The sequence below is a fragment of the Streptomyces boluensis genome (genome assembly GCF_009908195.1).
Classification (GTDB): domain Bacteria; phylum Actinomycetota; class Actinomycetes; order Streptomycetales; family Streptomycetaceae; genus Streptomyces; species Streptomyces boluensis.
This window is the reverse complement of the sequence record NZ_JAAAHS010000248.1, coordinates 1-11,602: the sequence shown is the minus strand read 5'-3', so window position 1 is coordinate 11,602 and position 11,602 is coordinate 1. Positions and strand designations below refer to the sequence as shown.

Genomic DNA, 11,602 nt, shown 5'->3' with positions numbered 1-11,602 from the left:
GTGTTGGTGGCGGCTTATTTCGGGGGGTACATGGTTTTGGTTTGGCCTAGTGCGCCTTGAGGGCTCAGGCGCCGGGGGCCTGGGGCCGACCAGGATCGTGAATCCGGCGCTCAATTGCCATCCGCCACAGGGCCGGACAGTCGCGCACCCCTGCTGTCCGCGATGCGTTTCACATCGCGCAATGACTCGCTCATCCGCGCCAGGCCGTAACGGAGTTGGTCTGAGGTTGCCCCCGGGCCTGTGAGCAAGTCGTCGATGTGGTCAAGGAGTTCACCGGCCATGTCGAGTTGGACCGACTCCACGTTGTCCGCGATTCGCGTGAGGTAGCCGTCCCCATCGGTCAGCAGGAAGCACGGCTTTCCGTCAGAGCCGGCCCACGGCAACAGCCGTGCGATGTGCACTCCGTGTGGATTGGTCATGCATGTGACGCTACGGAGCCCAATCCCTCACCATCAATGGCACTTTGACATTGCATCAGACAGAAGTGCCACCCACCGCCACCGGGTCACTCACATGGGCACCCCGATGGCATCCGCGAGGCTTCGCATGTCCGAGGTCAGAGTCCGCCGCCGGGCAATGATCCGGCCGAAGATGTCGCGGGCGTAGCGCTGGTTCGGCAGCCACTCGGGGGCAGAGGCGCGGATCTCCTGGAGGACGTCGACCGCTTTCGCGTAGTCCCGTGCCCGCGTGTGCGCCTCCGCGACGTCGAGCAGATGACGGTTGCGGTTGTTGGACGTGGTGCGCATCCCGGACGTGGGGATGCGGGCGGAGAGCTTGAGCACCAGGTCCGGGCGGTCGACCACCATGGCGTTCTCGGCCCGTTTGAGCGCGACCGTGACGGGCCCGAACGCCTTGAGGAAGTCATCGCCGGGCGCGAATTCCCGCCCCATGGCGACGGCCGCCGAGTGCGCGTACCGCAGGGTGTCCTCGGCCTCTCCCGGCCGGTTGTCCCGCACCGCCGCGGCGGAGGCCCGCAGCAACAGCCAGCCCCATGCGCTCAACTCGGCAGGCGTGGCACGGGAGATGCGTGGCTCCACCTCATCGGCCCACCGAACGGCCAGCTCGCGAGCCTCGCCCAAACGCCCCTGACGCAACAGCAACCAGCACCGTGTATTGACCGTCGCGGCGCCTTGAAGGCGGTCGGAGGCGTCTTCGAGTGACCGGTCGAGTGCGGTGCCCGCAGCTTCGAACTGCCGGGTCTGCGTCAGCAGCCACCCTGTGAGCTGCATCAGCCGTACGCGCACATCCCGCCCGGCCGGCCCGCCCGTCTCGGCGATCAGGTCCGCGTCGCGGATCAGGGTGGGCAGGATCAGGCTCAACTCCCGGAACCTGTCGCCGGAGAAGAGCGGCACCGCCGCGTCGATCAGGTCCTGCATCCCGGCAACGGTGGGTACTTCGCTCGCGTCGGCGCTGCCCACGGGGCCGACGAGCGCCTGCCGGACAGGCGCCCACTGGTCGTCACGATCGGGGTCTGCGCCTTCACCGGCCCCCGCCGCGGGGCCGCCCACCAGACTCGTGGTCGGAACGCGCAGTGCCACAGCCAGGCGCCGGGCTGTCTCAAGACGCGTGTCCGCCCGCTCTCCCTGCTCCAACTTGCGGATCAAGGAGACGGACACCCCGGATACGGAGGCGAGTTCCCGCTGCGTGAACCCGCGCCGCTTGCGTACGTCCTGAAGCCGCTTGCCCATGTCGGCGCTCATGGTGCGAGCGTACGGCGACGGGAACCGACCGTGCAGCGGTTCGTGTGGCGTCACCGGTTCGACGTGAACTCGGGACCTTTGAACCTGCTGCCGTACGCACACTCAATCTTCAAACCAGAGCGGGATATCGGCGACCACCTCACTTCTGAGGCATCCCGAATGACAATAGAGGCGCTGCACCACATTCCCCTCCCCCAAAGGAATCAGGCGCAGCTCTGCCGCAGCCCCATCATCCGCCTTATCGATATCAGTACCGCAGAGGCAACAGAAAGCCCGCATATTTCTTCCGTCGATCTCCTTCAAGTTGCTCAACAGAAAGAGTCAAGTCGGTCGATTTGACGTATCCCTCGCCGTGATAATGGAGGGCGCCTCTCAGACGTGCAAGGTGACCCGTCACTTCACCCCTCGAAGTGGACCAAAATGTGATGGCGCATCGAGCCATTCGTAGTCTCCATGCCATTTACAGCCTCCGGCGTAGATTTTCCCGATTCCGCCATTGATCAAGAAAAGCTTGCATGGGACGCCGTATTCGATGGAAGCGCCTGCAGGTAGGTCTTTCTCTGAAACCGGGAGCTCGTCGATAGTGAGCCCATTCAACTCATACGGGAGCTCCATGTGGCGAACTCTTGAGAACAGCACGTCGATGCGCTTATCCATGTCATCTCGCCGCCCGCTTCGCAGCAAAAGCTGCGCATAGCTGAACGTGTAGTGCCAGACCTGAAAGTCGCGTTCCCAGCTAGCGATTTGCATTCTTGATGTCCTGTATTCATCTTGGCGCGCCGATTCACGCACCTCACGTCCTTGCGGTACCCCAAACTATTCCAGCCATGCGTCTACCTCGTGCCGGAGGGGATCGTCTACGTCGAGGTATTCCTGCACGCCCTTCACCGCATTGAGAGCATTCTTCAGCCGCCGCAGCACGAGGATCTGCTGCGGAGGCAACTGCCGCCACTGGGGCGCACGTTCGCCGACATCGTCACGATCCGCATCGAGAACGGCGAGCACTGACTCACACAGATCACGCGGATCTCTCAGCCGATCCTCGCGCGAGGCACCGAACTCCCGAATCAGATAAGCCCGAACCCTCGCCGCCTCAGCGGCCCCGGCCCTGGGGCCAGGGGCTCTGCTGCTGTCCAGCTTCCTCACGGCTGCGCCATACGCGACCCTCCCCCAACGCATCCGAAGGTCCGGCGCAAGGGTCTCGTTCTGCATTCGCCCCACGGCGAGATCCCTGACAGCCACCCACAACGCCACGTCCCCAAGTGCCTGGTCCGACGCCAGTTGTGACTCGACCTCATCCAGGCCGAGGTCATGGACCAGCCACGTAGCAGAAGACGACTCCCCCCGTTCAAAGGCCCTCCTTCCCGTCCGCGGACTGTTCCGACTTGCCGGATGCCGCACCTGAGACATCACAGCTGGACACTCCGCGACTCTCTGCCACGCGCAACGCATCGGCGAGCGACTCGACCAACCGCCGCCCGAGAAAGCGGAGTTCGCCGACGGAAGCCCGTGGGCAATCCAGCAGTTCTCGCGCATGCCCCAACAACTGCTGCCCCATGACGAGTTGGACGCGTTCGACTTCGTCAGCGATACGGGACACCGGACCGGAACCGTCACCGATGACGAAGCACGACTTACCATCGTCGCTCCTCCAGGGGAGGAGACGCAGCGAGGGGTGTCGATCCTGGGCAGAGACAGGAACTTGAGTCATCGATGCCAGCTTCCGTCGAGGTTACGTCCCGCCATCGTCGAGGGCTGAGGATGCCCTTGCGACGGCAGTAGCGGCGTCATCGGGGCGTCACCCGAAGGCGTCAAACCGGTGTCATCGGCGACCGACGGCCGCTACCGTCGATGACATGACGACTGAGCTGCACACGTCCAACGACGTGTTCCGGGCCGTACGAATCAGTCTGCGCATGAGCCAGGACGACATGGCGAAAGCGCTGCGCCGCGCCGGTGACGAACTGGGCGAACCCAACGACGCGAGCAAGAGACTCGTACAGCGCTGGGAATCAGGAGTCAGCCGCGCCCCACGACCCGTGTACGCGCGGGCACTTGAACGCGTCACCGGCCGCCCGGTGGAGTCCCTCGGCTTCGCCCTACCTGTACCCGTGGCGCGCGTGCACTCCGATGGAAAGAGAGGTCACGACATGAACGCCGCCCCAGAACGTGCCGCCGCGAAGGCCGAGGCCCCTCAACCCACCACAGCCACAGCGAACTACTCCGGAATCTGGCTGTCACGCTACGAGTACTACAGCTCGGGCCGAGGCAAGACCTTCGAAGCCAAGCACTACGTCGTAGTACTCCAGCACGGCACCAAGCTGACCGGCCAAAGCCTCCCCGGGGCGTCGAGTAACCCCGACAGCCCGCTGACTCTCGACCTCACCCTGGACCGCAATGTGGTCACCGGCACCTGGACCGAACAAACGGCCCGCGCCGGCTACTACCAGGGCGCCCGCTACCACGGAGCGGTCCAAATGCTCATCGAACCGACGGGCCGCCGCATGTCCGGTAAGTGGATCGGGTTCGGGAAGGACTTCGATGTGAACTCGGGAACTTGGGAGCTGCTACTTGTGGAAACTTCGACGAGCAAGGATGCCTTGAACAGATTTAGCCGCACTCCCAGGTGACGCTTGCTTAGCTATCACGCACAAGCCTCGACCGAACACCGCCCATCAGGCTCTCCTGCACCTCGATACCAGGGCGCGCACTGCGGGATCGTGGGCGGCCCTGGAATTACCTACCCCCACATCACCCCGCCAGGTATCGATCCACCCAATGCCACTCTTCACCACGCTCTCGCAGCAAACGCAGACCGTAGGCGAGGCAAGCATTCAGAGTGCTGTCATCCCGCCGCACCGGCCCTCCTTCCGCCAGCGGCCCACCCGTTACGACGAATGTCCACGCCCCTAGGTTTTGTTCGATCCTTTCGCCATCGCACTTGAGCAACACAGAAGCCCCCGTGCCAGCCAAGTCTTCCATCAGCGACGGGATGTCAATACTCACACCATCCACCTCTCTAAGCGTACCCGCGAAGCATATCGGCTATCTCGCGAATGCCATGCACTTCACCCTTTCCAACCGCAGAGACCACCCTCCACAGGTCATCATGGGTCGGACCGGACACCACGTTATTGCGCTGCATCAACTCCTCGACTACGGCGACTGCAGTCCGCTTATTTCCGTTGTCATACATGTGAGATCCCGCAATATCTCGAACGACTACGGCAGATTTCTCCCAGAAACTCTCATAGCGACTCACATTTGCAAGCATATTCTGGGGGCTCCCGTGCATTAGAGTCGAACCACCGTAGCTCGAGTTGATCCCCCTCACCTCATCCGGCGTGACTGGATTCTTAAAACCTCCAGTTTCACAGACAGACAGGCCAAGCGGGTCAATCCAGAAATGCGGATTTATCGCGTACGCCACCGGATTGGGTGCTGGCTCTATCCCAAGCGGATCAGGCGTCAGATAACGTGCCGCCTCGGGGTCATAATGCCGGAAGTAGTTGTAATGCAACCCTGTCTCGGGGTCATAGTACTGCCCCGGAAAACGTATCGGCGTGTACGCAGTCGCGCTCCGGTTCCAAACCGCCGTGCCCCATAGTGTGGTTCTGGTATGCCAGGCAGTCTCGCCCTGCTCGTCAAATAGTCGCGTGGGAGTTCCCACCAGGTCCGTGACGATGGCGTAGAAGCGTTCGTCGACCTCGGAGTCCGCGAATTGGCCGAGTTTGCGTTCCGTTTGGCTCAGAGGGTGCAAGCCCTGGTGGTTCCAAGTGAGTATGACCGCCCCCAGCGCACCCGGCACGTGGCTCGTCTGCTCGCAAAGCGTCGTGCCGTCCCAAGCGAAGTCGACCTGCTCCGCGACCGTCTCGCCATCCGGCGCGAGCCGCTGCTTGGATATTCGTCGGCCCAGCGGGTCGTAGGCGTACCGCCACCGCGTGCCGTCCGGCGTGATCACCGATGTGAGACGGCCCTCCGCATCCCACGAATAGCGCCACGTGTCCGGCTTCCGCGACAAGCGCGTTTTCTGGCGGAGAATCGTGCGGCCGCCCGCGTCGTGCTCGTAACGCACAGCTCCCGCCGTACGGATGCGCGTGCCCTCGTACGTACGCGGACCCACCGCCTCCTGACCCGGCATCGCGCTCGGCCAGGACGCCTCCGTCTGGTTGCCGGCCTCGTCGTACGCGTACCTCTCCGTCCAGCCCGCCGCGTGCACCGCCGTGACCCGGCCTGCCGCGTCCAGGTCGAAGCGGCGGGAGCCGTTCAGCTTGTCGTCGACGCCTATGAGGTTGCCGTCCGCGCGGTACGTATACGCACGCTGCTGGACCAGATGGTCGGCCGGGCCCACGAGGGACTGCTTCGTCAGGCGGCCCACCGCGTCGAACGAGTTCGTCAGGGAGAGCGAGTCGCCTATGAGTCGGCTGAGCTCCCGGCCCGCCGCGTCGTGCTCGAAGGTCATCGTCCGGCCGGACGTCACCAGTTCCGTGCGGTTGCCCGCCGCGTCGTAGCGCCACGAACTCTCCGCCCCCGACGGGGTCTTACGCCCCACCCGCCGCCCGAGTTCGTCGTACGTGAACGTCATCGTCCGACCGTTGACCGACTCCGACACCAGTCGGCCCGCCGCGTCCCGCGCCATCTCCAGGACCGCGTCCGGGTTCACCGCCCGCGCCAAACCGCCCGTCGCGTCGTACTCGAACGTCGTGATCGCGCCCGCCGCGTCCTTGCGGACCATACGTCCGAGGACGTCGCGCTCGAAGCGGATGACATCGCCCATCGGCGTCGTGCGGGAGGTCAACTGCCCCGCCGCATCGTGTGCGTACGTCAGAACTCGGTCGTCGAAGTCCGTCTCCACCACCAGGCGGCCCGACGCGTCGTACTCGTAACCCCACGTCAGACCCTGCGGGTTGAGGACTCTGCGGAGCTGCAACTGCGTGTCGTGCTCGAACTCGTACCGCACCCCGTCCGGGCCCGTACGCGCAGACAGCAGGTCGAAGTGCGTGTACTCGTACGACGACACCGCACCCATCGCGTCCGTATGGGTAAGGCAGTTGCCCTCGCCGTCATACGTCCACGACTCCGTCGAACCGTCCGCAGACGTACGGCGCGCGAGCTTGCCCTCGACCGTCCACTCCAGGCGCGTCACCGCACCCAGCGGGTCCGTGACCGTCACCGGGCGGCCGAACGCGTCCCGTTCGTAGCGGGTCACCGCACCCAGCGGGTCGGTGATCTCCAGCGGCAGGCCCGCCGAGTCACAGGCCACCCTAGTCGTCGAGCCCAACGCGTCCGTGATCGACGCCAGGTTGCCGAGCGCGTCGTACCCGAAGCGGGTCGTCGCCCCCGACCCGTCCGTCACCGACACGCGGTTACCGAACTCGTCGAACTGCTGGTACGTGCACGTGCCGTCCGAGTGCGCCACCACGACCGGCAGGCTCAACTCGTCGTAGGCGACGCTGGTGTACGCGCCATCCGGGCGGACCACCATCGTCACTCGGCCCGCCTCGTCGTACGCGTAACTCGAAGTCCGGCCGAGCGGGTCCGTGACCGTCAGCGGGCGGTCGTAGAGGTCGCGTTTCGTGTGGGTCGTCGCCCCTGCCGGATCCGTCTCCGCGACCACCTGCAGCTGGCCGTTCACGAGGTAACGCTTCGTGTGACCCAGGGAGTTGGTGAACGTCGTCACCTTGTGGCCGGTGGCCGGGTCCGTGTCGTCGTACGTGTAGGTCGCGCGGAGGTGGCCCGCCTGGCCCGTCTGGTACGTGCAGCGGTGCTGGTCGTCGTAGACATAGCTGTACGACGAGTCGTTCGTGTCCGTCCAGGACGTGATGCGGCCCAGCTCGTCGTTCGTGAAACGGGTGGGCAGGCCCGAGGGGTTGGTCACCGATGCCAGATGACCGGCCGAGTCGTAGCCGAAGCCGACCAGCTCCTGATCGCTGCCGTCGGGAGCCCCGCCCGCCAGGTGCAGGGCCGTGACGCGCTTGCCCTCGGTCGTGATCTTCAGGTGGTAGCCGGCCGAGTGCACGATCCCCGTGGGGGCCCCGTCGGCGGCGTACTCGAAGCTGACGTACTGGCCCGAGCGGTCGGTGATCTGCATCAGCAGGGCTATGCCATTGCCGTCGCCCTCCGGAGCCGCGAAGTGCCAGCTCCGGCCCTGCACCGGGTCCGTGACCATGTAGTCGCCGTACGCGTCGAGCATCAGGGCGTGCTCGTCACCGCCGTTGGGCAGGACGGACACGCCGGGGGCCGGGTGCGGGTACGACAGGACCGCGCCGTCCTGGCGGACGAAGACGACGCCTGTCGCGTCCACCTCCAGGTGCTGGTCGACCGTGGACGCCCAGGACGGGCCGAACCAATAGCCCGCCCGATACGACGACTTGAAGTGGCGGGAGAACAGGAGCGGGAGCGCGCCGGGCAGGGACACGTCCGTCTGCGGGAGAAGCATCCGGCCGGTCGCCATGTCCACCGGGTCGTTCTCGCAGACGCCCTTCTCCGGGGTCTTGCAGGAATCCGGCTTGTCGCCCTCGTCTCTTCCCTTTCCGGACGGCTGCTCCGAGTGCGGCTTCCCGCCCGCCCCCTTCCCGAAATTCGACAGGTGCTTGGGACCGACCAAGTTGCCGATGAAATTGCCGAGGGCGTGCTGAGGGTCGCTGGTCCAGCCCGCGCCGATGAACGACTTCGGGATGCGCTCCGGGTGGGCCGCCGTGCTGAGCAGACCGGTAGCCACCCCGTTGGCGTTCTTCACCCATTCCGCGGGGTGGGTCAGGTTGTACGGGTCGAGCGGATTCGCCGTGCGGACCATGGCCGCCGTGTCCCCGAGCGCCGTGGCAAAGCCGCCCGCGAAGTGGGCCAGGCCCATCCCGTAGGACTGGGCGTTGTCCATGATCTCGGCACCCGCCCGATCCAGCAGATCGGGCTTCTCCGGGGCCGTCTCCAGGGCCTGCTGCACCCGGCCGCGGGCATCGCGGGCTGCTTCGGTGCGTTGGCGACGGGCCTCGTCCAAGGTCTCCTGCGCCTCCCGGCGGCCGGCGACGCCCGGGTCGCGGAGGGGCCCGGGATTCGTGGGCTTGGGGCCGGGGTCGGTCTTGCCCTCCGCCAGATACTCGTCGTACGCCTCCATCGACGAGTCGTAGGCGCCGACCTTCAACTCGTGGTCCTTGGCTGCCTTTTCACTGGCTGCCTGCGCGCTCTTGTACAGCTCGATCGCCGCGGTCGCCTCCGACTGCGCCCAGGCCACTGTCTGCGCGTACGACTCCAGCGCACGCGAGGCGTCCTCGCAGGCGTCGGCGGCCGTCAGCCACTTCTTCGGCTGCATGCTGAACTTCTCGCGGAACCTGTCCGCCGCCTCGCCCCGCCAGAACCCCGAGTCCAGGTTCCCCAGGCCCCGCCCGACCGTCTCGAAGGCCCGCCCGAAGTCCTTGAGGTGCTTGGCCCGCTCCTCAAGCGCCGGAACGCTGCCGTGGATCAGTTCCTTGGGGTCGTCGGTCTCCCCCAACTGCCGCTCCGGCACATCGGAACCCAGCCGGTTGGCAAGACCCTCGCCGGCGTCGCGGACACCCTCCGCGGCCGAGTCCATGCCCACCGACTGGAAAGCGTCCCCGGACTTGTCAGTGACCCAGCCCACCGCGTCGCCGGTCTTCTCCTTGACCGTGTCCATGGCGCCCGAAGCCGCATTCCCGATGCCGTCGAGCGCATCCCCGATGCCCATCAGCCCTTGCCCCCCTCGGCGTCAGACGAGTCGCCCTTCGGCTTCTCCTGTGGCGTGAACGACTCCTTCGTCGGGCCGTCCGGCTCGAACTCGGTGTCGTCCTCCCACGGGGTCAAGGTCGTGGACTCCCACTCCTCCCCGACCTTGTCCCACGACTCCTCGACCTCACTCTTGGCGTCACGGATCGAGCCCATGCTGTAGTCCGCGTCCTGGATCTGACCGACGGGGTTGCTGCTCGCGAGCGCGTCCGACACGGACTGCTTCCGGATGTCCTCCTCCGTCGCGTACGGATTGCCCGCCACCTGGTTCAGGACCGTCTTGAACGTGTTCTTCCCGTACTCCTCCTCCTCGTGGTACATCCCGGCCGACAGGTCCAACATCACCGCGAACTTGTTGGCGTCCTGCATCAGCCCCCGCACGCCCCAGCCCCACCGGTCGCAGAAGCCCGCGAACGACTCCTGGAGACCCGCGTCCCCGACCTCGAGACCTGCCAGCTCCAACTTGTCGAAGCCACGCCCCAGGTTCGCGTCGATGTCGAAGCCGAGCTCCTTCAGCTCGTCCATCGCCAGCTTGATGCCCTTGGTGAGCTGGGCCATCGCCTCCGGATCCGCCCGGAAACCGTTGCCACTCATCGCGCACCCCCCGCGGCCGCGCCCAGACCAGGCGCATCGCCCGGCACCGCCTCCCACGCCACCGCGTCCGGCACGACCCCGGGCACCGGCGGCAGCACCAGACCCGTCGGACCACCCGCGTCCACCGCGACGCCGACCGGCCCGCCGATCCCCGGAATCACCTGGTCCAACAGTCGCGCGCCGAACACCGGCACCCACTCGTCGACCGTCTCCGGCCGCTGCTCCGCGAAGCGGTCGAGGGTCTCCATATCGGTGAAGGCGAACAGCCAGCGGACGTCGTCGGTCGCCACCGTCAGCAGGGAGCCCTCGACCACCGGCACCAGAACCTCGCTGCGCCGGAACTCCCCCACCAGAGCCCTGAGATCGCCCTCACCGGACTTCGTCAATTCGGTCATACGCCGCGCCAATGCAGCAGCCCGCATGCCGACCACCCCCGTAGTCATCGCACTTCCCCGTCGCCTTGCGTTGCGTACGCGAAAGTTCATTGCGTACGCGAACAAGCACCGTAACTGACAGGACTGACAATCGAACACACAGTCACCTATGCCGTGCCCGCTCCTGGCGGGAAATCGACCACACCCCCGCGCCAAGTAGCCCCACACCGCCGACAGTTGGGGAGAAGCCTTCGCTGTGGCCTCATCCGCGGCTGGCTGAAATCAGTCCCCAGGAGTGGCCTTTGCCTCACCAGGCAGCACACGCGCCCCGCACGTCCGCGCCTCCGCCGCAAGCGCCAACGACTGCTCGCTGACGATCTGCCGCAGTTGCTCATCCGTCATGTCGTCCGCATCTCGCAACCCGGGGTCGATGACGTACTCGTCGAGTGCGTAGAAGACCTGGTCGAGGATCGCTGACAGCGGGTCCCGCAGGCGTTCGTGTCTGTGCATCGCCTCTCGGCGTGCGGCCAGCCACGAGCGCGCGAAATCTTCGGCGCTGATCCCATCGGCCGTAAACGCTTCCATGAGCGAGAGCTGATTCGCGGTGGCCGATTCCGGGGCGACCTGGCTCGTCGACGCCCACGCCCACTCACTCGGGCGGAACGCGTCCGCCACCGCGCGCAGCGTCGGGTTTCGTCGGCCGGTGCGTGCGGCGTAGCGCCGGAAGTCGACGATCGCCTTGTCCGTGCCCTCGGGGACGCTGTGGTCGAGGAACGCGTCCGTCCCTGCGAGCAACGCGTATCCCTCGTGCGTGACGAGGAGTGCGCCGGACAGGTCGGGCAGCGCGATCAGCAGTGGGCCTTCGGCTGTGCGGATGTGCCGGGTGAGGGTTTCTTCCACCGTCGCGACCTCGACCGCCGCGACCTCCGCCTTCGCGGTCCCGCACACGATGACGTGCTCGTGGCCCGTTCCTCGGGCCCCCGCTCGCACTCGTCGGCCCAGGTGCCCGGCCAGTCCCGGCTGGAACGGGAGCGGTACGACCCGGCCGACCATTGGTTCCGCTGCTGATTCCGCTGCCGTCCCCGGCTCGTCCAGCCCGTAGCCCGTACTCAAGAACTGTCGCCCCCCATCGCCCTCCCGATACGACAGCACAGGGTGGCCCCAGTGACACCCGCACCCCCCACTGCGTAACAA

The 11,602-nt window shown here is 66.1% G+C and carries 11 protein-coding genes; 2 read left to right on the top strand and 9 right to left on the bottom strand.

Annotation, left to right across the window (positions count from 1 at the left end; translation table 11 throughout):
* Positions 1 to 110: 110 nt before the first annotated feature.
* The 4 genes from GUY60_RS25780 to GUY60_RS25765 all read right to left on the bottom strand — a co-directional run bounded on the left by GUY60_RS25780 (position 111) and on the right by GUY60_RS25765 (position 2,492).
* On the bottom strand, positions 111 to 419 hold the full coding sequence (locus tag GUY60_RS25780) for a hypothetical protein (protein WP_161701910.1): 309 nt from the start codon (positions 417 to 419) through the stop codon (positions 111 to 113).
* 90 nt (positions 420 to 509) lie between these two features.
* Positions 510 to 1,700, bottom strand: coding sequence for a helix-turn-helix transcriptional regulator (locus GUY60_RS25775; RefSeq protein WP_161701908.1), 1,191 nt, complete (start codon positions 1,698 to 1,700; stop codon positions 510 to 512).
* A gap of 102 nt (positions 1,701 to 1,802) precedes the next feature.
* The gene (locus tag GUY60_RS25770) at positions 1,803 to 2,003 is read right to left on the bottom strand and encodes a hypothetical protein (RefSeq protein WP_161701906.1); all 201 of its coding nucleotides are present in this window, start codon (positions 2,001 to 2,003) and stop codon (positions 1,803 to 1,805) included.
* A gap of 90 nt (positions 2,004 to 2,093) precedes the next feature.
* On the bottom strand, positions 2,094 to 2,492 hold the full coding sequence (locus GUY60_RS25765; protein WP_161701904.1) for a hypothetical protein: 399 nt from the start codon (positions 2,490 to 2,492) through the stop codon (positions 2,094 to 2,096).
* 48 nt (positions 2,493 to 2,540) lie between these two features.
* Between GUY60_RS25765 and GUY60_RS25760 the strand changes: the two genes are divergently transcribed.
* Together GUY60_RS25760 and GUY60_RS25755 are read left to right on the top strand one after the other, a co-directional pair.
* A complete protein-coding gene (locus tag GUY60_RS25760; protein WP_161701903.1) occupies positions 2,541 to 2,708 on the top strand; it encodes a hypothetical protein in 168 nt (55 codons plus the stop codon).
* Positions 2,709 to 3,556: 848 nt separating this feature from the next.
* The gene (locus tag GUY60_RS25755; RefSeq protein ID WP_161701901.1) at positions 3,557 to 4,330 is read left to right on the top strand and encodes a helix-turn-helix domain-containing protein; all 774 of its coding nucleotides are present in this window, start codon (positions 3,557 to 3,559) and stop codon (positions 4,328 to 4,330) included.
* 121 nt (positions 4,331 to 4,451) lie between these two features.
* Here the strand turns inward: GUY60_RS25755 and GUY60_RS25750 are convergent, their stop codons facing one another.
* The 5 genes from GUY60_RS25750 to GUY60_RS39770 form a co-directional block, all read right to left on the bottom strand.
* Positions 4,452 to 4,706 (bottom strand): hypothetical protein, encoded by a 255-nt coding sequence (locus GUY60_RS25750; RefSeq protein ID WP_161701899.1) that lies wholly within the window; start codon positions 4,704 to 4,706, stop codon positions 4,452 to 4,454.
* A 13-nt stretch (positions 4,707 to 4,719) separates the two neighbouring features.
* Entirely contained in the window at positions 4,720 to 9,402 is a 4,683-nt protein-coding gene (locus tag GUY60_RS25745) for a putative T7SS-secreted protein (protein WP_161701897.1), read from the bottom strand.
* Positions 9,402 to 10,034, bottom strand: a complete 633-nt coding sequence (locus GUY60_RS25740) for a hypothetical protein (RefSeq protein WP_161701895.1) — start codon at positions 10,032 to 10,034, stop codon at positions 9,402 to 9,404. Before GUY60_RS25740 ends, GUY60_RS25745 begins: the two co-directional genes overlap by 1 nt.
* A complete protein-coding gene (locus GUY60_RS25735) occupies positions 10,031 to 10,429 on the bottom strand; it encodes an SseB family protein (protein WP_246235664.1) in 399 nt (132 codons plus the stop codon). The genes GUY60_RS25740 and GUY60_RS25735 overlap by 4 nt, the downstream gene beginning before the upstream one ends.
* 261 nt (positions 10,430 to 10,690) lie before the next feature.
* Positions 10,691 to 11,356: a Psi4 family immunity protein gene (locus tag GUY60_RS39770; protein WP_161701893.1), complete on the bottom strand. Its 666-nt coding sequence runs from the start codon at positions 11,354 to 11,356 to the stop codon at positions 10,691 to 10,693.
* Between the last annotated feature and the right edge of the window lie 246 nt (positions 11,357 to 11,602).

Excerpts from the sequence above, each read along its gene's own strand:
- GUY60_RS25780 (WP_161701910.1), bottom strand. The coding sequence starts at position 419 with ATGACCAATCCACACGGAGTGCACATCGCACGGCTGTTGCCGTGGGCC.
- GUY60_RS25775 (WP_161701908.1), bottom strand. The coding sequence starts at position 1,700 with ATGAGCGCCGACATGGGCAAGCGGCTTCAGGACGTACGCAAGCGGCGC.
- GUY60_RS25755 (WP_161701901.1), top strand. The coding sequence starts at position 3,557 with ATGACGACTGAGCTGCACACGTCCAACGACGTGTTCCGGGCCGTACGA.
- GUY60_RS25745 (WP_161701897.1), bottom strand. The coding sequence starts at position 9,402 with ATGGGCATCGGGGATGCGCTCGACGGCATCGGGAATGCGGCTTCGGGC.
- GUY60_RS25740 (WP_161701895.1), bottom strand. The coding sequence starts at position 10,034 with ATGAGTGGCAACGGTTTCCGGGCGGATCCGGAGGCGATGGCCCAGCTC.
- GUY60_RS25735 (WP_246235664.1), bottom strand. The coding sequence starts at position 10,429 with ATGACCGAATTGACGAAGTCCGGTGAGGGCGATCTCAGGGCTCTGGTG.